A 21573-nucleotide genomic window follows, 5' to 3' on the forward strand; every position below is an offset into this window, starting at 1 on the left:
ACCAGTTCTGGCCATTCGCGGAGTGCTGGGACGGCTGGCGCGGCGTACGCATCGGCTCTCCCGTCGTCGTCAGTGGCTGGGGGTTGCTCCCAGGCCGTCTTTGGCCCTGGTCGGAGCAGGTACCGAGGGACGACGTTGGCCCTCTGCGTGAGTGCAAAATTTCGTGCAGATTACATGATGGGGTGAGCTCCGGGAACCGGATACTCCGTTCCAACATGCGGACGCCGCGGGTCTGCGGCGGGGGTCCCGCGCCCGGCGGTGGAAGCTGTGGGGGCCGATGAGGACAAGATCGGTCGGATCGAGGTCCGTCGGCCCGAGAGGGCGGGGAAGCGTCGTCGCCCTCCCCGCGGGTGCACTGCAGGCGTCATTGCCCGCAGCGCTTACGGCTCATGCCCGCTGGTTAAGCAGTCGAAACCAGCATGTAACGGCTACTTATGCGGCCCATCGCATAAGTCCCGGTCCCGTTATCCTACGGCCGTTCCGAACAGGGTACCCAGGGCGTACGTCACACCGGCCGCGGCGCCACCCAGGGCAAGCTGCCGCAGACCGCTGAACCACCAGGTGCGCGCGGTCACCTTGGCCACCACCGCACCACAGCCGAACAGGCCGACGAGAGCGAGCAGGACGGCCGGCCACAGCACGGTGGCACCCAGCAGGTAGGGCAGCACGGGCAGCAGGGCGCCCAGCGCGAACGAACCGAAGGACGACACCGCCGCGACCAGCGGCGAGGGCAGGTCACCGGGGTCGATGCCCAGCTCCTCGCGGGCGTGTATCTCCAGCGCCTGCTCGGGGTCCTTCGACAACTGCCGGGCCACCTCGCGGGCCAGCCCGGGCTCGACACCCCGCGAGACATACAGGGCGGCGAGCTCGTCCTCCTCGTCCTGCGGGTGCTTGCGCAGCTCGCGGCGCTCCACGTCGAGCTCGGCCTCGACCAGCTCGCGCTGCGAGGCGACCGAGGTGTACTCGCCGGCCGCCATGGAGAACGCCCCGGCGGCGAGGCCCGCGAGACCGGTGAGGATGATGGTCTGCTGGCCGACCGAACCGCCCGCGACACCGGTCATCAGGGCCAGGTTGGAGACCAGGCCGTCCATCGCACCGAAGACCGCGGGACGCAGCCAGCCGCCGTTCACGTCACGGTGCGTGTGGTTGTCGCGGTGCGCCTCGTGAAGTGTCGCTTCGGTGTCGATGATGGCCATGAGTGATCCCCGGGGGCTTAGGTAAGGCTTGCTTTTGGACTTGTTCTACTTTTCGACAACACAGAATCTACGCCGTAAATTTCACCCTCGCCAGCAAGGAAAGGCTGGGCTTACCTGCACCTTTGACCCTTGGTGCTCATTAGTGCGGAAGCTCGCACAGATGTCGTCCGGGTGATGCTGCGCCTCCCGAGGCTGCGCGCAACCGCACATCGGGGAGAGTTCCGCAAAGGGTTCCGCGCCCGGCACGGCGCCCCCGAGAGGAGAGCCCGCGATGGGATCGACCGCCGGTGTCCCCCCGGACGTGCTCCGCGAGCGGGCGCGCGGCGCACTGCTCGGCCTCGCCGTCGGAGACGCCCTGGGAGCGCCCGCGGAGAACCTGAAACCGTCCGAGATCCGGGCCCGCTGGGGCCGTATCACCGGCTACGTGGTCAGGCACCCGGCCGGCACGGACGACACCGAGTACGCCATCTTCTCCGGACTCCTGCTGGCCCGGCACGGCTCCGCGCTCACCCCGGCCCATGTGGAGGCGGCCTGGCACGAGTGGATCGCCGACCGTGCCGAGGGCCCCTTCCGCGGCGCCGGCTTCAGTGAGCGGGGCACGCTGGAGAACCTGCGCCGGGGACTGGCCGCCCCCATCTCGGCCCAGCACCGGCACGCCTGGAGCGACGGCCTCGCGATGCGGGCCGCGCCGTTCGGGGTCTTCGCGGCAGGGCGCCCCGCCGAAGCCGCCCGTCTCGTGGCGATCGACGGTTCGGTCAGCCACGAGGGCGAGGGCATCTACGGGGGCCAGGCGGTGGCGGCCGGGGTCGCGGCGGCGATGGCGGGCGCTCCGGCGGTCGCCGTGGTGGCCGCCGCCCTCGCCGTCGTACCCGACGACTCCTGGACGGCCCGCTCCCTGCGCCGCGCCACGGCCGTCGCCCACCGCGGCGAACGCGCCGTGCGCTCCGCCGTGGTCATCGGCGGCTATCCCTGGACGGACCTGGCCCCCGAGGCGGTCGCCCTGGCCTTCGGCGCGTACGCGGCCGCCGACGGCGACTTCCGGCACGCGGTCCTCACCGCCGTGAACATGGGCCGCGACGCCGACACCACGGCGGCGGTGGCGGGTGCCCTGGCGGGCGCCGCACAGGGGGTGTCGGCCATTCCCACGGAGTGGGCGGCGGCCGTCGGCCCGGCGCGGGGCAGTTGCCTGCCGTCAATGGCGGGGCAGCATGTCCTGGAGGTGGCGGACCTGCTGGTGGCACAGGCCGCCAGGACCCTCCCCGCGGGCTTGGACGCAGGCCTCGTACGGCGGGACGGCGCCCCCGCCCCCCACCCCGCCGCCTACGCCCTCACCACCGACGAAGGCGAGGCCAGGCCATGACACGCCACACCGAGAGGCCCCTGCCCGGACCGGCCGCCAGGACCCACCCCACAGACGCCGACCCCCACCCCGCACCACAGGACCCCACCCCCCACCCCACCACCTACGCCCTCACCACCGACGAAGGCGAGGCCAGGCCATGACACGCCGGGTCGAGGGGCTGCTGCTCGGGCTGGCCGCGGGAGACGCCGCCGGGTGGCCCGCCGCCCGGCACCGGGCCGCCCGGATGCCCGAGTGGACCCGTCGCCTCACCCGTGAGCTGGACACCTTCGCCGAGCAGAACGCGACGACGACACTCCCCGTCCCGATCGCCCTCAACCAGCCCCCCGGACCGCTGCGTCTGGGGCCCTCCGACGACGCCGAGTGGGCGGCGTTCGCGGCGGAGGCGCTGCTGCGGGCCGGGGACGACGCCGTGCTCGCCGACCTCGGCCGGGAGCGGCGGACCCGGGCCGCGATCGACCTCACCTGGAACGCCGTGGCGAGTGAGGTCGCCGCGGCGGCCGACCGTGCGCCCGAGGTGGAGTCGGCCGTGCTGCCGCTGCGGGCCCGCATCTCCGTCCGGGCCGGCCTCGGCAACCTCGCCACCGGGCTGCGCCCGCCCGCCACCGGCCACGACAATCCGCACTACTTCGACGACGCGGCCTGCGTACGGGCCTGCGTCCTGGCCGTGGCGCACGCCGGCGACGCCCGACGCGCCGCCGACCTCGCCGAGTTCGACGCCCGCTACACCCAGGACGGCGACGGGGTGCACGGGGCGCGCGCGATGGCGGCGGCACTCGCGATGGCGCTGGCCGGAGCGGAGGTCGGCGTCTGCGTCGGGGCCGCGCTGGCCGAACTGCCGCGGGAGACGGAGATCGGCCGCAACGCCCGTCACGCGCTGACGCTGGCCGCGGACAGCGCGGGGGCGTTCGCGCTGGTCCCCCTGCTGGAACACCAGATCGTCGACCACGTCTACAGCTACGGCATCGCCGCCGCCGAGACCGTCCCGGTCGCCCTGGCCCTGGTCACGGCGGCGGGCGGCCGGATCGCGGAGGCGGTCCCGGCCACGGCCTGCCTGTCCCGGGTCGCCGACTCGGCCCCGGCCCTGGCGGGCGCCCTGACCGGCGCGCTGAGCGGCGGCGAGGCGATCCCGGCGTCCTGGCGGGAGGCCTGCCGCACCCTGTCCGGCTGCGCACTGCCCCGGCTCACCGGTACGGATCTGGTGGAACTCGCCGAACTCCTGGAAGCGGCACAACCGGCCTCTCCAGGAGGATGATTCGGGTCATGACGCCCAAAGGAGATGAGAGCCAGGGAGCGGGCCGAGGAGTGAGCCGGGGCGCGCTGCTGGACGAGCGGATCACCGGTGCCCTGGTCGGCGCGGCGGTCGGCGACGCCCTGGGAGGCCCCGTCGAGGGCTACACCCCCGACCAGATCCTCGAACGCCACGGCGGCCGTGTCCACGGCGTCGTCGGCCCCTGGCACGGCGACGCCTGGCGCACCGCCCGTCCCGTAGCGCCGTACCACAAGGGAGACGGCCACGTCACCGACGACACGTTGATGACGCACGCGCTGGTACGGGTGTACGCGCGGGTCCGCGACCACCTGGACGCCTACGCGGTCGCCGACCACCTGGTCCCGGACCTGATGACGAACCCGCGCTGGATCCCCGAACTGGAGGCGGAGGCACTGCCGCTGCACCGGATCTTCCTGGCGGAGAAGTGGCTGGTGGCCCGGCTGCACCACGGCCACGTGGACCCGCGAGAGGCCGGCGTCGGCAACATCGTCAACTGCGGTGCCGCGATGTACATGGCGCCGGTCGGCCTGGTCAACGCGGCCAACCCGGCGGCCGCGTACGCCGAGGCGCTGGAGGTCGCCGGTGCCCACCAGTCGTCGTACGGGCGTGAGGCGGCGGGCGTCCTGGCGGCCGCGGTGGCCGCGGCGTGCGCGCCGGGCGCGACACCGGGCTCGGTGGTGGCGGCCTGCCTGTCGCTGGCGAAGGACGGCACGCGGGCGGCGATCGAGAAGGTCTGCGAAGTGGCCGTACGGTACACGGACTTCGAGTCGGCACTGGGCCCGCTGCGGGAGGCGGTGGCGCCCTTCGACACGGTGGGCCCGGACTACCGGAACCCGTCGCTGGGCGCCCGCCGCCCGTCCCGCCTGCACGCGATCGAGGAACTCCCCGTCGCGCTGGGCATGATGGTGGTGGCGCGCGGCGACTGCCGCCAGGCGGTCCTCGGCGCGGTGAACTACGGCCGTGACTGCGACTCCATCGCGACGATGGCGGGGGCGCTGACGGGAGCGCTCGGATCACCGGTTCCGCAGGAGTGGGCCAAGACGGTGGCGGAGGCCAGCCGTCTGGACCTGTGGGAGCCGGCCCGGACGCTGGCCGGGGTGACCCGGGAGATCTTCGCCCGCGACGTACGGCGGCGCCGCGCCCACGAGCAGGCGTTCGCCGAGATCGGGGGCCCGGGATGCTCCGAGTGACCTGGGTCCAGCCGGAGGACCTGCTGGGGCACGAACTGCGCCAGGCGGTGCAGGACGGCCGCGAGCCCTCGGCGGTCGCGGCCCGCTGGCGCGCCGCGGGCGGCCCCGACGCCCCGGCACGGTCGGGCGCGTCCCCGGGCCGTGCCTCGCGCTACCTGCGCCTGCTGGCGGAGGACCTGCTGGACGAACTGGCCGAGCTGCCGGGCCGGCTGGCGGACGCGGAGCCGACGGACCTGGACAGGATCAGAGCCCTGTGCCCGGACTGGCCGACGCGGGACGGACGGCCCAACCCGTGCGAGCGCCGCCCGCCGCGTCCGGCCCAGGACGACATCCCGGCGCGTCCGGCCCAGGACGACGCCCCTTCACGTCTGCCCCAGGACGACATCCCGGCGCGTGCGCCCCAGGACGACATCCCGGCGCGTGCGCCCCAGGACGACATTGCGTCGCGTCCGGCCCAGGACGACACCCCGGCGGCACGGGCGAACGACCGGCGACCCGGGGCCGGCCCCGCCGCGGGCCGCCTGGAAGCCGCCTGGCTCGGGCGGGCCGCGGGCTGTCTGCTCGGCAAACCCGTCGAGAAGCTGCCTGTGGACGGCATCCGCCGTCTCGCCCGTTCCACCGGCAACTGGCCCCTGGACAACTGGTTCACGGCACGCGGCGTCCCCGAGGACCTGGCGGCCGAACACCCCTGGAACCGCCGCTCCGCCACCACCTCCCTGGCCGAGAACATCGACGGCATGCCCGAGGACGACGACCTCGACTACCCCCTGCTCAACCTCCTGCTGCTGCAGCGCCACGGCAGGGCCTTCACCACCGCCGACGTGGCCCGGCTGTGGCTGGAGGAGGTCCCCGCCGGACGCGCCTTCACCGCCGAACGCATCGCCCACCGCAACCTGCTCCTCGGCATCGAACCCCCGCACACCGCCCGCCACCGCAACCCCTTCCGCGAGTGGATCGGCGCCCTCATCCGGGCCGACATGCACGGCTGGACCAACCCCGGCGACCCGGCCGCGGCCGCCGAACAGGCCCATCGGGACGCCACCTTGTCCCACACCGCCAACGGCGTCTACGCGGCGATGTTCGCCGCCGCCACCATCGCGACCGCAACGGCCGGCGGCAACGACGTGCACGCCTGTCTGGCCGCCGGGCTGGCCGTCGTCCCACCCGGCTCCCGGCTCGCCGGCGCGGTCCGGCACGCCATCCAACTGGTCCGCGCGCACGAGGACTTCGACACGGTCGTGGACGAGTTGCACGCCATCCACTCCCCCACCTACCACTGGGTCCACGCGATCCCCAACACCGCTCTGATCGCCGCCGCCCTCACCCACGCGAACGGCGACTTCACGGCCTCCATCTGCCGTACGGTGTCCGGCGGCTGGGACACCGACTCCAACGGCGCCACGGCCGGTGGCATCGCCGCCCTCCTCGCCGGCCATCCCGCCGCCCTCCCCGACCGCTGGACGGCCCCGCTGAAGAACCGGCTGACCACCTCCGTCGGTGACTTCAACGGCGTCGGCTTCGACACCCTGGCCCAGCTCACGCACCTGGAGGCGGTCCGCCCATGACCGACATCGTCGTCCTCGGCAGCACGAACATGGACCTCGTCGCCTACGTCGAGAAGGCCCCACAGCGCGGCGAGACCGTGACGGGACGGGAGTTCCGCACGATCCCCGGCGGCAAGGGCGCCAACCAGGCGATCGCCGCGGCCCGGGCCGGCGGCACGGTGTCGATGATCGGCGCGGTCGGCAACGACGCCTTCGGCGGCCGCCTGCGCTCCACCCTCGAACACTCGGGCGTGAACACCGACCACCTGCGCACCGTCGAGGGCCCCTCCGGCACCGCGCACATCGTCGTGGACGACGAGGGCGGCAACGCGATCGTGGTCGTCCCCGGCGCCAACGGCACCGTCGACCGCCTCGGGCCGGGCGACGAGGCCCACATCGCCTCCGCCGACGCGCTGCTCCTCCAGCTGGAGGTACCGCTCACGGTGGTCCTGGCCGCGGCCCAGGCGGCCCGCCGGCACGGCGTGCGGACCATCCTCACCCCGGCCCCCGCAGGGCCGCTGCCCGGCGAACTCCTGGGCGCCGTGGACCTGTTGGTGCCCAACGAGCACGAGGCGGCCGCCCTCACCGGCCGCACCGACCCACGCGACGCGGCCCGGGCCCTGCTCGACCAGGTCCCCGAGGTGGTGGTCACGCTCGGCTCGGCGGGCAGCCTGTACGCGGCCCGGGAAGCCGAACCCGTCACCGTCCCCGCGCCCCGGGTCACCGCCGTGGACTCGACCGGTGCGGGCGACACCTTCGTGGGCGCGCTCGCGGTGGCGCTGGGCGAGGGCCGACCCATGCGGGAGGCACTGGCCTGGGCGGCCGCCGCTGCCGCGCTGTCGGTGCAGCGGGCCGGGGCCTCCGCCTCGATGCCCTACCGTCCGGAGATCGAGGCGCAGTTCGCCTCATGACCACGTCTCCCACGGGCGGCCCCCGGCCCGCCCCGCCGCTCGCCGGCCTCCGTGTTCTGGACCTCGCCACCCTCTTCGCCGGTCCGATCGCCGCCACCATGCTCGGGGACTTCGGCGCCGAGGTCATCAAGGTCGAGCACCCCGCCAAGCCCGACCCCTCGCGCGGGCACGGCCCGTCCAAGAACGGCGTGGGCCTGTGGTGGAAACTGCTGGGCCGCAACAAGCGCACGATCACGCTGGACCTGTCCAAGCCCGGCGGCCGCGCCACCCTGCTGCGCCTCGCCGCGACCGCAGATGTGATCGTCGAGAACTTCCGCCCCGGCACCCTGGAGAAGTGGGACCTCGGCTGGCCTGAGCTGTCGGCTGCCAACCCGCGGCTGGTCCTCGCCCGGGTCACCGGCTTCGGCCAGTTCGGCCCGTACGCGCCCCGGCCCGGCTTCGGCACCCTCGCCGAGGCGATGAGCGGCTTCGCCGCCATCACCGGCGAACCGGACGCGCCCCCGACGCTGCCGCCGTTCGGCCTGGCCGACTCCGTCGCGGGCCTGGTGACGGCGTACGCGGTGATGACCGCGCTGGCGGCGCGGGAGCGCACGGGCGAGGGCCAGATCGTCGACATGGCGATCATCGAGCCGATCCTGACCGTCCTCGGTCCGCAGCCGATCTGGTACGACCAGCTCGGCTACATCCAGCCCCGCACCGGCAACCGCACCCAGAACAACGCCCCGCGCAACACCTACCGCACCGCCGACGGCACCTGGGTCGCCGTCTCGACGTCGGCCCAGTCGGTGGCGGAGCGTGTGATGCGCCTGGTGGGCCGTCCCGAGCTGATCGACCAGCCCTGGTTCGCGACGGGCGAGGGCCGGGCCCGCCACGCCGACGTGCTCGACGAGGCGGTGGGCGGCTGGATCGCACGGCACACCCGCACCGAGGTCCTGGCCGCCTTCGAGAAGGCCGAGGCGGCGATCGCGCCGGTCCAGGACGTCCGGGACGTGATGGCGGACCCTCAGTACCGGGCCCTCGGCACCATCGCCGCGCTCGACGACCCCGACCTGGGCCGGCTCCGCATGCAGAACGTCCTGTTCCGGCTCTCCGCCACCCCCGGCGAGATCCGCTGGGCGGGCCGGCCGCACGGCGCCGACACCGACGCGGTCCTGACCGAGCTTGGCCTGACCCCGGCCGAGCTGTCCGCGCTGCGTGCGGAGGGCGCCCTGTGACGGCCACCGCGCCCTTCCCGCTCACCTGGCTGTACGTCCCCGGCGACCGCCCGCACCGCGTCACCAAGGCACTGACCGCCGGCGCCGACGTCGTCGTCGTCGACCTGGAGGACGCGGTCGCCCCGGACCGCAAGGAGTACGCCCGCGCCGCCACCGCCGAGCTGCTCACCGAACCGCCGCCGGTCCCGGTCCACGTCCGCGTCAACGCCGTGCAGGGACCGCTGGCCGCCGCGGACCTCGCGGCGGTGGCAGCCCTGCCCGGGCTCGCCGGCCTGCGGCTGCCCAAGGTGACGTCCGCCGAGCAGGTGGTGCGGATCGCGGAAGGGACCGAGGCCGCGGTCGGCCCATCGCAGGCCGAGGGCGGAGGGCCGCCGCTGTACGCGCTTCTGGAGACCGCCCTCGCCGTCGAGCACGCCTACGCCATCGCCGCCGCACACGAGTCCCTGCGGGGCATCTCGATCGGTGAGGCGGATCTACGGGCCGACCTGGGGGTACGCAACGACGTGGGCCTCGACTGGTCGCGCGCCCGCGTGGTGGTCGCCGCGCGGGCGGCGGGCCTGGCGCCGCCGGCCCAGTCGGTCCACCCCGACATCCGGGACCTGGAGGGCCTGGCGTCCTCCTGCGCGCACGGCCGCGCCCTGGGCTTCCTCGGCCGTGCGGCCATCCACCCCCGCCAACTGCCGATCATCGAACGCGCCTACCTCCCGACCGACCGGGAGCTCGAGGAGGCCGAGACGATCGTCAAGGCGGCGACCACGGAACCGGGCGCCCAGGCCCTCCCGGACGGCCGCTTCATCGACGCGGCGGTGGTGGCGGCGGCCCAGCGGACCCTGTCACTGGCCCGCAGGTGCTGACCCCGGCCGGGGATCGGGAGTTCGGCAACATCAATGAGGGCGCCCCGGGACCCGGGGCGCCCTCATGCTCGTACGGCCGGCCGTCAGCTCTGTTTCGCCGATTCGGCCTCGTCCTTCAGGCCCGGTGACTCGGCCGCGGCCTTGGCGTCGGCAGAGCCGGCGCCGGCCGTGTCCTCGGTGTCGGCAGACCCGGCGCCGGCCGTGTCCTCGGCCCCGGTGCCGGCCTCGGTGTCGGCCCCTGTCTCGCCGCCGGAGGCGGCCGCGCCCGGTTCGACCTCGGTCTCCCGGCCGGGCCGCTTCTTCGCCGACACCACGATGTAGGTCACCGCGAGCAGGAACACGACCAGCGCGGTCCAGTCGTTCAGCCGGAGGCCGAGGATGTGGTGGGCGTCGTCGACGCGCATGTACTCGATCCAGCCGCGGCCCACGCAGTACGCGGCGACGTACAGCGCGAACGCCCGGCCGTGGCCCAGCTTGAAGCGGCGGTCGGCCCAGATGACCAGGAAGCCGACTCCCACGCACCAGAGGGACTCGTACAGGAACGTGGGGTGGTAGTACCCCGGGATCCGGCCGTCCGCCGACGAGGTGATGTGCAGCGCCCAGGGAACGTGCGTCTCCCGCCCGTACAGCTCCTGGTTGAACCAGTTGCCCCAGCGGCCGATCGCCTGGGCGAAGGCGATGCCCGGCGCGACGGCGTCGGCGTACGCGGGCATCGGGATGCCCCGGCGCCGCGCCCCGATCCACGCGCCCAGCGCCCCGAGCGCGATCGCGCCCCAGATGCCGAGGCCGCCCTCCCACACCTTGAAGGCGTCCACCCAGTTACGGCCGTCGCTGAAGTACAGCTCGTAGTCCGTGATCACGTGGTAGAGACGACCGCCGACCAGGCCGAACGGTACGGCCCAGACCGCGATGTCGGCCACCGTGCCGGGCCGCCCGCCGCGGGCGATCCAGCGCTTGTTGCCGAGCCAGACGGCAACGAAGACGCCGATGATGATGCAGAACGCGTAGCCGCGCAGCGGAATGGGGCCGAGGTACAGCACCCCGTGCGACGGGCTGGGAATGTAGGCAAGTTCCATGGCAGGGTCGACGCTACCGCAGCCGGAGCGGGCCCACGTCGGGCGGCCCGGCTACGGGTCCATAACAGGCGGCTGCGACAGGATGCCGCCCGGCACGGCAGCCCCCGAACGGCGCACTCACCCCTTGTTCGCTCCCTCCACCGTCTGCTTCAGCTTCTGCGGGGTCATCGTCTGGTCCTGCAGGATGTTCTGGCCGTTCAGCAGCACGGTCGGGGTGCCCGAGAAGCGGCCGGCCTGGAACGCCTGGTGGGACTTGTCGACCCAGCTGTCGTGCGTGCCGTTGTTGACGCACTTCTGGAAGGCCGGTGTGTTCAGACCGCTCACCTTGTTCGCCAGCTCGATGAGTCTGGCGTTGCTCGCGTAGGCGTCCTCGGTCTCCTTTGGCTGGTTCTGGTACAGCACGTCGTGGTATGCGGAGAACTTCCCGGCGTCCTGGGCGCAGGCCGCCGCGTTGGCCGCCCGCAGGGAGCCGGTGCCGCCGAGGTTGCCGTCGATCAGCCTGACCAGGTGGTACTCGACCCGCAGCTTGCCGGAGTCGGTCAGCTCGTGGATCGTCGGACGGTACGCCGCCTCGAAGGCCTGGCAGGCGGGGCAGCGGAAGTCCTCCCAGACGGTGAGCGTCGACCTGGCGCCGTCCTTGCCGACCGGGATCGCGAGACTGTCCTTGCCCTGCGCGCCCGAGGGCGCCACGACCGGGCCCGCGCCGCTGCTCTTGTTCTTGCCGGAGTTCGCGGCGACCACGCCGATCACCGTCGCCAGGCCCAGGACGCAGACGACGCTGGCGGCCACGATCAGCGTGCGCCGTCGCTTCTCCGCCGTCTTCTGCTTCTCGCGTTCGACCGCCAGCCGCTCCCGGGCGGTGCGCTTTCCGTCATCGTTCTTCTCGCTCACACCCCCAGAACGAACCGGGGAGACGCATTGCGCCTCCCCGGTCCCAGGTCCACCCGTTCGAGTGACCGAATTTTCCGTTACGCCTGGCCGCGCACGCCCTTCGCCAGCTCGCCCGCGAGGCTGCGGACGGCCTCGACGCCGGCCGCGTCGTCGGGGGCGTCCAGCATCCGCTTGACGAAGGCCGACCCGACGATCACGCCGTCGGCGAAGCCGGCCACCTCGGCCGCCTGGGCGCGGTTGGAGACGCCGAGGCCGACACAGACCGGCAGGTCCGTACCGGCGGCCCGGGTGCGCCGCACCAGGTCCTTGGCCTGCGCGCCGACCGACTCCCGGGTACCGGTGACACCCATCAGCGAGGCGGCGTAGACGAATCCGGAACCCGCCGCGGTGATCTCGGCGAGCCGCTCGTCCTTGCTGCTGGGCGCCACCACGAAGACCGTCGCCAGACCGTGCTTCTCGGCGTGCTCCCGCCACAGCGCGGACTCCTGGACCGGCAGGTCCGGCAGGATGCACCCGGCGCCGCCCGCCTCCGCGAGCTCCGCGGTGAACCGCTCGACGCCGTAGCGGTCGATCGGGTTCCAGTACGTCATGACGAGCACCGGCTTCCCGGTGGCCTCGTGGGCCTGGCGGACCGTGCGCATCACGTCCGCGATCTTGACACCGCCGCGCAGGGCGATGTCGTCGGCGGTCTGGATGACGGGACCGTCGAGGACGGGGTCGCTGTGCGGCAGCCCGACCTCGACGACGTCCGCGCCGCCGTCGAACACGGCCTTGATCGCCTCGATGCCGCCGTCCACGGTCGGGAAGCCGGCCGGGAGGTAGGCGATGAGGGCGGACCGCCCCTCCGCCTTGGCGGCCGCCAGGGTGTCGGTCAACAGCGCGATGTTCCCGCTCACTTGGCGTCTCCCTCGATCTCGGCGGCCTCGGCGTCGGCGTCCGCCGCGACGGCGGCGTCGGTGTCGTACAGACCGAAGTAGCGGGCGGCGGTGTCCATGTCCTTGTCGCCGCGGCCGGAGAGGTTGACCAAGATCAGCCCGTCCCTGCCCAGTTCCCGGCCCACCTCCAGGGCGCCGGCCAGCGCGTGGGCGCTCTCGATGGCCGGGATGATGCCCTCGGTCTGCGACAGCAGGCGCAGGGCCTGCATCGCCGCGTCGTCGGTGATCGCGCGGTACTCACCGCGGCCGGAGTCCTTGAGGTAGGAGTGCTCGGGGCCGATGCCCGGGTAGTCCAGACCCGCCGAGATGGAGTACGGCTCGGTGATCTGGCCCTCCTCGTCCTGCAGGACGTAGGACCGGGAGCCGTGCAGGATGCCGGGCTCGCCCGCGGTCAGGGTGGCCGCGTGCTCGCCGGTCTCGATGCCGTGCCCGGCGGGCTCGCAGCCGATGAGGCGCACGTCCGGGTCGGGGATGAAGGCGTGGAAGAGACCGATGGCGTTGGAGCCGCCGCCGACGCAGGCGATGGCGGCGTCGGGCAGGCGTCCGGCGCGCTCCAGAAGCTGCCGGCGGGCCTCCACCCCGATCACCCGGTGGAAGTCGCGCACCATGGCCGGGAAGGGGTGGGGGCCGGCCACGGTACCGAACAGGTAGTGGGTGTGGTCGACGTTGGCGACCCAGTCGCGGAAGGCCTCGTTGATGGCGTCCTTCAGCGTGCGGCTGCCGGACTTCACGGCGACGACCTCGGCGCCGAGCATGCGCATGCGGGCCACGTTGAGGGCCTGTCGCCTGGTGTCGATCTCGCCCATGTAGATGGTGCATTCGAGGCCGAACAGCGCGCAGGCGGTCGCGGTCGCCACGCCGTGCTGGCCGGCGCCGGTCTCCGCGATCACGCGGGTCTTGCCCATGCGCTTGGTGAGCAGCGCCTGGCCGAGTACGTTGTTGATCTTGTGGGAGCCGGTGTGGTTGAGGTCCTCGCGCTTGAGGAACACCCGGGCCCCGCCGGCGTGCTCGGCGAACCGGGAGACCTCGGTGAGCGCGCTGGGACGTCCGGTGTAGTGGACGAGCAGGTCGTCCAGTTCGCGGGCGAACTCGGGGTCCGCCTTCGCCTTGTCGTACTCGACGGCCACCTCGTCCACGGCGGCGACGAGCGCCTCCGGGATGAACTTGCCGCCGAACGCGCCGAAGTAGCCCTCGGCGCTGGGGACCCGGCCTTCCGGGTCGGGGATGAAGAACTCGCTGGGCATGCGGTTACCTCGCAGGGGCGAAGCCCCGGGCTGGTCTGACAGGGGTCACGTCGGTCGCATGCGCGCGCTGTCCCGCGGATCTGCCCGCCGCTCGTGGCCGGTGGACCGCCGAGAGGGCGATCAGGTACGACGGCGTAGGGCGATGCCGGGCGGAGGGCACCCGGTGTTCATGCGGGGAGCGGTCGGCTCACCGCGGGTGGCGCGCACGCGGGTGACGCCATCGCATCCCGTTGACCTGGCCCGGCTCGTCGCCGATGACGTACCGCACCCGGCGACCGTGCACGCGCCGTGCGGGCGCACGGCAGCCCCGGGGCCGGCAGCCACGCGCGAGGCGGGCGTACGGGTCCCTGGTCGGCTCGGTGATCGGCAGCGTCATCACGGAAACTCTACCCGCGTACGGCCACTCGTGTGACCGGCGCGGGTCAGTCCCGCCCGTGCCGCAGCGCCGGGTGGGCACCGGCCGCCACCAGGTCGGCGACCGCCGTCTTCGGGTCCTTGCCGGTGACGAGGGACTCGCCGACCAGGATCGCGTCGGCGCCCGCGTTGGCGTAGGCGATGAGGTCGTGCGGGCCGCGGACGCCGGACTCGGCGACCTTGACGACCGTGTCGGGGATCTCCGGGGCGACCCTCTCGAAGGTGTTGCGGTCGACCTCCAGCGTCTTCAGGTTGCGCGCGTTGACGCCGATGACCTTGGCGCCCGCGTCCACCGCGCGTTCCACCTCGTCCTCGTCGTGCACCTCCACGAGCGGGGTGAGCCCGATCGACACCGCGCGCTCGATCAGCGACTCCAGCGCCGGCTGTTCGAGGGCCGCGACGATCAGCAGGGCGAGGTCGGCGCCGTAGGCACGGGCCTCCCAGAGCTGGTACGACGTGACGATGAAGTCCTTGCGCAGGACGGGGATGTCCACGCGGGCGCGGACGGCTTCCAGGTCGGCGAGCGAGCCGCCGAAGCGCCGCTCCTCGGTCAGCACCGAGATGACGGAGGCGCCGCCCGCCTCGTAGTCCGCGGCGAGCGCGGCCGGGTCGGCGATCGCGGCCAGCGCACCCTTGGACGGGCTGGAGCGCTTGACCTCGCAGATCACCTTGACGCCGTCGCCACGCAGCGCGGCCACCCCGTCCTTGGCGGCGGGTGCCTTGGCCGCGCGCTCCTTGAGCTCGTCGAGGCTGACGCGTGCCTGCCGCTCCGCGAGGTCGGCACGGACTCCGTCGATGATCTCGTCGAGCACACTCACGCGAGCGGCCCCCTTCCAGACGGTTGACTGTTCCAGCGGGTGGAGCTGCCGCCGGCGGCCTGCCCGAGACGATCGAGCAGACGAATCCGGTGGTCACTGCGATGGTATCCGGCCCGGGGCGCAGGCCTCGCATCCGGTGGACGGCGGTCCCACTACCTGGACATCCGGGACATCCGCGGGCTGCCGGTGGTCAGGTGGTCAGGTGGTCAAGGATGCAGCCAGCTCCCGAACGGCAGGTTGCGGACCACGGTGAAGGCCAGGAGCAGGGCGCCCAGGCTCCACAGGTGCACCGGGCCGAGGGGGAGGCGCAGCGGCCGTCCGCGCACCGCACGGGCCACCCAGGCGGTCCACAGGACGGCGAAGACCAGGTAGCCGGCCACGGCGAGCGCGTTGTCGTGCAGGGCCGTGAGGAGGTCCCCGTGGACGAAGGCGTGGGCGCTGCGCAGTCCGCCGCAGCCGGGGCAGTAGACACCGGCGTAGCGCAGGAGGGGGCAGACGGGATAGTGACCGGGCTCGTTGGGGTCCACGGTCCCGACGTAGGCGAACGCCCCGGCGACCGCGGCCAGGAGCCCGGCGGGCACGGCGATCCGGCCCAGGACGGCTCGGGCGTGCATGGGCAGCCGGTCGTCATGGGTTCCCCTCGGACGGGGAATCGCTGCCCGGTGGTGCGTCACCCTGTGGCTGTCGGCGTTCACGCCTCGCATTCTGCCCCGCCCGCGCCGCACGCGCGCGTGAGGGGCGGCCACGCCGCACTGGCGCGGGCCGCCCCTCCAACGAAGTCGTGCGTGGCGGTGTCATGACGTCACGGACCGAACTCAGGGTCCACCCAGGTCAATGCAGGTCAACTCAGGTCACGGACGTCACGACGTCACACAGGTCAGCTCTGGGCGCGGACCGGCGCGTGATCCTCGTTCTTGGCGAGCTGGTGCACCGGGTGCTCGCCCTTCTGTCCCAGGCCCATCATGCGCATGATGCCGCCGACCACACCGCCGAGCAGCACGATCGCGATACCGGCCCAGAAGCCGACGGGCTGGGCCATCACCATGAAGGCGCCCGCGACGCAGAAACCGATGAAGGCGATGATGACACCGGTCCAGGCGGCCGGGGTGTGACCGTGGCTGCTGCCCGCCATGACTTGCTCCTCGTTGCTGTGTACGTGTCTGAGCCGGACGCTCGTGGTCCATTGTCCCGTACCCGGCCGCGGCGCGTGAGCGGGGGTGGCTCCTCGTGCACCCGTTTCACCGCAACGGGACGGCGGCGCACGGTCGCACGGTCAGGCCGGTTCGGTGCCGGTGGGGTCCTCGCCGCGGTCGAGGGCCTTCCAGAGGTCCTCCGGGCGGTCCGGGTCGACGGGGCGGGCCGGGCGGGAGCGGGGTGCTCCGGAACGTTCGTAGCGACCGGACATCGCGGGCCACAGGCGTCCGTAGCGCAGGGCGAGCAGCCCGGCGAGCAGGAGCAGCGCGCCGCCCACGGCCGCGACGTAGGGCCAGCCGGTGTGGGTGAGCGCGGCGGCGGTGGCGGCGGTGTCGCCGGAGGCCTGGGCGGCCTTGTCGTCGAGCGCGGAGCTGTCGTGGGCGCCGACCAGGGCCGCGGCGATGACGCCGGCGCCGGAGAGCGCGAGCAGGACGGCGACCGCGAGGCGGCCGGCCCGGCGGACGGCGAACACGGCGACGAGTGCGGCGAGGCCCACTATGGCGAGCGCCGCGGGTACGCCCGTGACGTCGCTGCCCTTGGCGGTGAGGGGGAAGGCGCCGCCGGCGACCGTCGCGGTGCCCGCCGCCCAGCGCTGCCGGGTGGCCAGCAGCGCCACGGCCGCGCCGAGCGCACCGCACAGCAGAGCGACGGCGAGGCTCCGTCGGCCGGACCGACCGGGGGCGGCTTCGGAACGGGGGTGAGGTACAGCAGTCACGTACACCACTATCGCCTGAACCCCGGGCGAACCGTCACCCGGGGTTCACGTGAGAAGCGCCCTACTGGCTCAGGCGGTTCGCGGTGTGCACCGCGCGGAGGACGGCCGCCGCCTTGTTGCGGCACTCGGTGTCCTCCGCGACCGGGTCGGAGTCGGCCACGATGCCGGCCCCCGCCTGGACGTGGGCCGTGCCATCGCGCAGCAGGGCCGTGCGGATGGCGATGGCGGTGTCGGAGTCGCCGGCGAAGTCGAGGTAGCCGACGCAGCCGCCGTACAGCCCCCGCCGGGACGGCTCCAGTTCGTCGATGATCTGCATCGCGCGCGGCTTCGGCGCGCCGGACAGGGTGCCGGCCGGGAAACAGGCCGTCAGCACGTCGAAGGCGGTGCGGTCCTGGGCGACTCGCCCGGTCACCGTCGAGACGATGTGCATGACGTGCGAGTACCGCTCGATGGACATGAAGTCGACGACCTCGACGGACCCCGGCTCGCAGACCCGGCCCAGGTCGTTGCGGCCCAGGTCGACGAGCATGAGGTGCTCGGCCCGCTCCTTGGGGTCGGCCAGCAGTTCCTCGGCGAGGGCCTGGTCCTCCTGGGGCGTGGTGCCCCGGGGCCGGGTGCCGGCGATGGGGTGCACCATGGCCTGCCCGTCCTCGACCTTCACCAGCGCCTCGGGGGACGAGCCGACGACGTCGAAGCCGTCGAAGCGGAAGAGGTACATGTACGGGGAGGGGTTGGTCGCCCTCAGCACCCGGTAGACGTCCAACGCGCTTGCCGTGCAGGGTGTTTCGAAACGCTGCGAAGGGACGACCTGGAAGGCCTCGCCCGCGCGGATGCGTTCCTTGACGTCCTCGACGGCCTCCTGGAAGTCCTTGCCTCCCCACCGGGCGGTGTACTCGGGCAGTTCGGAGGGCGGCAGGACGGCCGGCGGCTGGGCGACCGGACGGGACAGGTCCGCCTCCATGGCGTCCAGGCGGGCCACGGCGTCGGCGTGGGCCTCGTCGACGCCGGTGTCGAGGTCGTTGTGGTTGATCGCGTTGGCGATCAGCAGGACCGTGCCGTCCCAGTGGTCGAGTACGGCGAGGTCGGAGGTGAGCAGCATGGTCAGCTCGGGCAGCTTCAGGTCGTCCCGCTCGCCGGGGCCGATCTTCTCCAGGCGGCGCACGATGTCGTAGCCCAGGTAGCCGACCATGCCGCCGGTGAAGGGCGGCAGGCCCAGGTCGTGGGCGAGGTCGCGCGGCGTGTGCAGGGCTTCGACGGTGGCCCGCAGGGCGGCCAGCGGGTCGCCCTCGGCGGGGACGCCGGCCGGCGGGGTGCCGAGCCAGTGGGCCTGGCCGTCCCGCTCGGTGAGCGTGCCGGTGCTGCGCACGCCGACGAAGGAGTACCGGGACCACGATCGGCCGTTCTCCGCGGACTCCAGCAGGAACGTGCCGGGGCGTTCGGCGGCGAGCTTGCGGTAGAGCGCGACCGGGGTGTCGCCGTCGGCGAGGAGCTTGCGCGTGACCGGGATGACGCGGCGGTCGGTGGCCAGTTTGCGGAACGTCTCGAGGTCCATGGCGGCCGACCCTACTGATCCCGGTCTTCCGAGCTCGCCCCCGGGGCGCCGGAATCGGCGTCCGTCAGCAGGACGTCGGCGTCGAAGCAGGTGCGGGCACCGGTGTGGCAGGCGGCGCCGACCTGGTCGACCTGGACGAGGACGGTGTCGGCGTCGCAGTCGAGGGCGACGGACTTGACGTACTGCAGGTGCCCGGAGGTGTCGCCCTTGACCCAGTATTCCTGGCGGCTGCGCGACCAGTACGTGCAGCGGCCGGTCGTCAGCGTGCGGTGCAGCGCCTCGTCATCCATCCAGCCGAGCATCAGCACCTCACCGGTGTCGTACTGCTGGGCGATGGCGGGCAGGAGACCGTCGGCGCTGCGCTTGAGGCGGGCGGCGATCTCGGGGGCGAGACTGCTGGGCAGGGGCGTACTGGTCATGGGGCCATTGTGCCGCGCGGTACGGGGCGCGGCGGCCGCTGACGGGTGGGCGGAGCCGGTACGCGGTCGTAGGCTGACTCCATGTCGACCTTCGCCAAGCGTGAACGGCTTCTGCTCGCGGACCTCTTGGAAACCGCCGGTCCGGATGCTCCGACCCTCTGCGAGGGCTGGCGCACCCGCGATCTCGCCGCGCACGTGGTGGTGCGCGAGCGCCGCCCCGACGCGGCCGGGGGCCAGCTGATCAAGCAGCTGGCGCCCCGTCTGGAAAAGGTCATGGCGGAGTACGCGGTGAAGCCGTACGAGGAGCTGATCCGGCTGATCCGTACCGGACCGCCGCGCTTCTCACCCTTCCAGCTCAAGCAGATCGACGAGGCGGCCAACACCGTCGAGTTCTTCGTCCACACGGAGGACGTCCGGCGTGCCCAGCCGGACTGGTCGCCGCGTGAGCTCGACCCGGTCTTCCAGGAGACCCTGTGGTCCCGCCTGGAGCGCACCGCCCGGCTGCTGGGCCGGGGCATTCCGACCGGCCTGGTCCTGCGCCGCCCCGACGGCCAGACCGCCGTGGCACACCGGGGCGCACCGGTGGTCACGGTCACCGGCGAGCCGTCGGAACTGCTGCTGTTCGCCTTCGGCCGGCAGAGCGCGGCGCACGTCGAACTGGACGGCGACAAGGACGCGATCACGACCCTGCAGCAGGCCAAGCAACTCGGAATCTGACCATCCCGCGGCGACCGGCCCGGCCTGGGCCGGTGGGGCTCAGTGCGGGAGTTCTGCCTGGCGGAGTGGGGCGGAACCGAGGGCGAGAAGCCCGCCGAGGGCGCACACGCCGGCGCAGCCCGCGAAGACGGGGCCGGTCCCCCACCGCTCCACGGCCGCGCCGATCAGCGGGAACGTCAGAGGCGCGACACCGAAGCTGACGAGGGTGGAGACGGCGGTGACCCGCCCCACGTAGGCGGGGTCCGCCGTGGCCTGCACCAGTGCCCCGCTCAGGGCCCCGCCCAGCCCGGCCAGCAGGCCGATCAGCAGGGCCACGCCGGTTCCCGCGGCCACGGTCGGCACCTGGCCGAATCCGCCGATCGCCACCGCGCCCGCGATCTCCGACGCCGCCAGGGCCGCCCCGGCGTGGGGCAGCCGGCCGCGCACGGCGAGCAGCAGTGAGGCGGTTCCGGCACCGATCCCGAACCCGGCAAGCACCCAGCCCATACCGGACGACCCCCAGCCGCGCTGCTGCGACAGCAGGGTCAGCCCGAGGTTCATCGGACCCACGAAGCCGAGGTCACTCAGGGCGATGACGAGCACCAGCACGCGCAGGACGGGCTTGCGGCGTATCTGGCGGAAGCCGTCGCGCAACTCCACCAGGGCGCCGTTCCGCGCCCTTCGGGCGTCCTCGGGCAGTGCCGCGACGCGGAGGGTCGGCAGAACCGGCAGGGAGAGACCGATCAGCAGTGCGGCGAGCCCGAAAGCGCCCGCGGTGCCGCCGAGCGCGACACCGAGCCCACCGAGCGGCCCGCCGAGGACGGTGGCGAGCCGGGTGGCAAGGCCCCGCATGCCCTGGACCCGGGCGAGTTGGGCCGGTGTGGTGATCCGGGCGGGGAGGGCACCCGCGGCGGGCAGGAAGACGGCGTCGACGACGCCGAAGAGGACCGCCACCACGGCCAGCACCCACAGCCCCGGACTCGCGCAAAGGAGCAGCAGGGCCGCGGCGACCACGAGGGCGCAGCGCACCGTGCTGCTGCCGATGACCACCCGGCGCGGACCGTACCGGTCCGCGACCACTCCGCCGCCGAGCATCAGCAGGGCCCTCGGCACTGCGCCGACGGCCGTCACGAGCCCCGCCTCGGCGGGCGTCCCGGCTCGTACGGCGGCCCAGGACAGTGCGATGAAGTAGACGCTGTCGCCCATCGCGGACGAGGTGTAGGCGCCCAGCCAGCGCAACACGTTCGGATCGCGGTGGGCGGGCCGATCCGCGGCGCGGGCCGGGCGTACGGCGGTGACGGTCATGCGGCGGGTCCTCTCGGGGCGCATACCGCGGACCGGGCGAGGCCCGGGCCGGTGTTCAGACACGGAAGGGGAAGGCGTTCAGGTGCACGGCGACGTTCTCCCGGCCCTCGGTGTGCGCGGCCCCGTCGGCGGACCGGCCGCGCTCCTCGTACCTGCGCAGCAGGGCCTGCAAATCCCTGACCAGCTCCAGCAGTTCCCGGGGGGTCAGCCGCAGCAGGGATTCCGCGGATTCGGCGGCGCGGTTCCACTCGGGGCCCCAATGCACCCGTTCGTCCAGGTAGCGCCGGTACATCTCGGCCCGTTGCTCGAAGAAGAGGCGACTGGCCGCCGTGTGGGCGGCCGCCTTCTCGGGCGCGTCGCGGAAGTCCTCGTCGCGGATGCTGACTCCGTCGGACGCGGGCTCCCACCAGCGTTCCCGGCTGTCCGTGCTGCGGGGTTCGGCTTCCTCGATCAGCCCGTACTCGGCGAGCTTGCGCAGGTGGTAGCTGACCAGGGAGACGGCCTCGTCGACCTGTTCGGCGAGCTGTGAGGCGGTCGCCGCGCGCGCGACGATCAGCCCCCGGTACAGCTTCATCCGCAGCGGGTGGGCCAGCGCCTTGAGCGTGCCCAGGTCGGTGATGCGGCGGTCCCGCTCCTTGTTGCCCATGACACCCAAGCTAGATAGGAAAGAAAAACTGCGCAATTGAATTTGCGCAACTTCTCTTTCGCAACACTGTCGCAGCTGCCCGCGAAAAGGCCCCGGCCGCCCGAAGGCGACCGGGGCCCCGGCCCG

The 21573-nt window shown here is 73.2% G+C and carries 23 protein-coding genes; 9 read left to right on the forward strand and 14 right to left on the reverse strand.

Features of this window, described 5'->3' with window-relative positions:
• Positions 1-464 precede the first annotated feature (464 nt).
• Positions 465-1196, reverse strand: coding sequence for a VIT1/CCC1 transporter family protein (locus tag AB0A61_RS06450; protein ID WP_361286986.1), 732 nt, complete (start codon positions 1194-1196; stop codon positions 465-467).
• Positions 1197-1467: 271 nt separating this feature from the next.
• On the opposite strand from AB0A61_RS06450, the gene AB0A61_RS06455 reads away from it, so the two are divergent.
• Genes AB0A61_RS06455 through AB0A61_RS06490 form a run of 8 tightly spaced genes read left to right on the forward strand, consistent with a single transcriptional unit; the run spans position 1468 to position 9542 of the window.
• Positions 1468-2556 (forward strand): ADP-ribosylglycohydrolase family protein, encoded by a 1089-nt coding sequence (locus tag AB0A61_RS06455; RefSeq protein ID WP_361286988.1) that lies wholly within the window; start codon positions 1468-1470, stop codon positions 2554-2556.
• Positions 2553-2699: a hypothetical protein gene (locus tag AB0A61_RS06460; protein ID WP_361286991.1), complete on the forward strand. Its 147-nt coding sequence runs from the start codon at positions 2553-2555 to the stop codon at positions 2697-2699. Before AB0A61_RS06455 ends, AB0A61_RS06460 begins: the two co-directional genes overlap by 4 nt.
• A complete protein-coding gene (locus tag AB0A61_RS06465; protein ID WP_361286994.1) occupies positions 2696-3811 on the forward strand; it encodes an ADP-ribosylglycohydrolase family protein in 1116 nt (371 codons plus the stop codon). Before AB0A61_RS06460 ends, AB0A61_RS06465 begins: the two co-directional genes overlap by 4 nt.
• 8 nt (positions 3812-3819) lie before the next feature.
• Positions 3820-5019: an ADP-ribosylglycohydrolase family protein gene (locus AB0A61_RS06470; RefSeq protein ID WP_361286997.1), complete on the forward strand. Its 1200-nt coding sequence runs from the start codon at positions 3820-3822 to the stop codon at positions 5017-5019.
• Positions 5007-6584 carry an ADP-ribosylglycohydrolase family protein gene (locus tag AB0A61_RS06475; protein ID WP_361287000.1) on the forward strand — a complete coding sequence of 526 codons (1578 nt, stop codon included), beginning with the start codon at positions 5007-5009 and terminating at the stop codon, positions 6582-6584. The genes AB0A61_RS06470 and AB0A61_RS06475 overlap by 13 nt, the downstream gene beginning before the upstream one ends.
• Positions 6581-7474 carry a ribokinase gene (rbsK, locus tag AB0A61_RS06480; RefSeq protein WP_361287003.1) on the forward strand — a complete coding sequence of 298 codons (894 nt, stop codon included), beginning with the start codon at positions 6581-6583 and terminating at the stop codon, positions 7472-7474. Before AB0A61_RS06475 ends, rbsK begins: the two co-directional genes overlap by 4 nt.
• On the forward strand, positions 7471-8688 hold the full coding sequence (locus tag AB0A61_RS06485; RefSeq protein ID WP_361287006.1) for a CoA transferase: 1218 nt from the start codon (positions 7471-7473) through the stop codon (positions 8686-8688). Before rbsK ends, AB0A61_RS06485 begins: the two co-directional genes overlap by 4 nt.
• Positions 8685-9542 carry a CoA ester lyase gene (locus tag AB0A61_RS06490; protein WP_361287009.1) on the forward strand — a complete coding sequence of 286 codons (858 nt, stop codon included), beginning with the start codon at positions 8685-8687 and terminating at the stop codon, positions 9540-9542. Before AB0A61_RS06485 ends, AB0A61_RS06490 begins: the two co-directional genes overlap by 4 nt.
• 83 nt (positions 9543-9625) lie before the next feature.
• Here the strand turns inward: AB0A61_RS06490 and lgt are convergent, their stop codons facing one another.
• The 11 genes from lgt to hisI form a co-directional block, all read right to left on the reverse strand.
• On the reverse strand, positions 9626-10618 hold the full coding sequence (gene lgt / locus AB0A61_RS06495) for a prolipoprotein diacylglyceryl transferase (RefSeq protein ID WP_361287012.1): 993 nt from the start codon (positions 10616-10618) through the stop codon (positions 9626-9628).
• Positions 10619-10735: 117 nt separating this feature from the next.
• Positions 10736-11509, reverse strand: a complete 774-nt coding sequence (locus tag AB0A61_RS06500; protein WP_361287015.1) for a thioredoxin domain-containing protein — start codon at positions 11507-11509, stop codon at positions 10736-10738.
• 77 nt (positions 11510-11586) lie between these two features.
• Positions 11587-12405 (reverse strand): tryptophan synthase subunit alpha, encoded by an 819-nt coding sequence (trpA, locus tag AB0A61_RS06505; RefSeq protein WP_361287018.1) that lies wholly within the window; start codon positions 12403-12405, stop codon positions 11587-11589.
• Entirely contained in the window at positions 12402-13688 is a 1287-nt protein-coding gene (gene trpB, locus AB0A61_RS06510) for a tryptophan synthase subunit beta (protein ID WP_361287021.1), read from the reverse strand. Before trpB ends, trpA begins: the two co-directional genes overlap by 4 nt.
• 187 nt (positions 13689-13875) lie before the next feature.
• A complete protein-coding gene (locus tag AB0A61_RS06515; protein ID WP_361287024.1) occupies positions 13876-14064 on the reverse strand; it encodes a hypothetical protein in 189 nt (62 codons plus the stop codon).
• A gap of 46 nt (positions 14065-14110) precedes the next feature.
• Positions 14111-14920, reverse strand: coding sequence for an indole-3-glycerol phosphate synthase TrpC (trpC, locus tag AB0A61_RS06520; protein ID WP_361287027.1), 810 nt, complete (start codon positions 14918-14920; stop codon positions 14111-14113).
• A gap of 206 nt (positions 14921-15126) precedes the next feature.
• Positions 15127-15534: a DUF2752 domain-containing protein gene (locus tag AB0A61_RS06525; RefSeq protein WP_361287341.1), complete on the reverse strand. Its 408-nt coding sequence runs from the start codon at positions 15532-15534 to the stop codon at positions 15127-15129.
• Positions 15535-15797: 263 nt separating this feature from the next.
• A complete protein-coding gene (locus AB0A61_RS06530; RefSeq protein ID WP_361287030.1) occupies positions 15798-16052 on the reverse strand; it encodes an HGxxPAAW family protein in 255 nt (84 codons plus the stop codon).
• 141 nt (positions 16053-16193) lie between these two features.
• A complete protein-coding gene (locus AB0A61_RS06535; protein ID WP_361287033.1) occupies positions 16194-16838 on the reverse strand; it encodes a TIGR02234 family membrane protein in 645 nt (214 codons plus the stop codon).
• A 52-nt stretch (positions 16839-16890) separates the two neighbouring features.
• The gene (locus AB0A61_RS06540; RefSeq protein ID WP_361287036.1) at positions 16891-18381 is read right to left on the reverse strand and encodes an anthranilate synthase component I; all 1491 of its coding nucleotides are present in this window, start codon (positions 18379-18381) and stop codon (positions 16891-16893) included.
• A gap of 11 nt (positions 18382-18392) precedes the next feature.
• Positions 18393-18800, reverse strand: coding sequence for a phosphoribosyl-AMP cyclohydrolase (hisI, locus tag AB0A61_RS06545; RefSeq protein WP_361287039.1), 408 nt, complete (start codon positions 18798-18800; stop codon positions 18393-18395).
• 81 nt (positions 18801-18881) lie between these two features.
• On the opposite strand from hisI, the gene AB0A61_RS06550 reads away from it, so the two are divergent.
• Positions 18882-19517, forward strand: a complete 636-nt coding sequence (locus AB0A61_RS06550; protein WP_361287042.1) for a TIGR03085 family metal-binding protein — start codon at positions 18882-18884, stop codon at positions 19515-19517.
• Positions 19518-19556: 39 nt separating this feature from the next.
• Here the strand turns inward: AB0A61_RS06550 and AB0A61_RS06555 are convergent, their stop codons facing one another.
• Together AB0A61_RS06555 and AB0A61_RS06560 are read right to left on the reverse strand one after the other, a co-directional pair.
• The gene (locus AB0A61_RS06555; protein ID WP_361287045.1) at positions 19557-20801 is read right to left on the reverse strand and encodes an MFS transporter; all 1245 of its coding nucleotides are present in this window, start codon (positions 20799-20801) and stop codon (positions 19557-19559) included.
• A gap of 55 nt (positions 20802-20856) precedes the next feature.
• Positions 20857-21447: a helix-turn-helix domain-containing protein gene (locus tag AB0A61_RS06560; RefSeq protein WP_361287048.1), complete on the reverse strand. Its 591-nt coding sequence runs from the start codon at positions 21445-21447 to the stop codon at positions 20857-20859.
• Positions 21448-21573: the final 126 nt, after the last annotated feature.

It is taken from the genome of Streptomyces sp. NPDC046197, assembly GCF_040646295.1.
GTDB lineage: Bacteria > Actinomycetota > Actinomycetes > Streptomycetales > Streptomycetaceae > Streptomyces.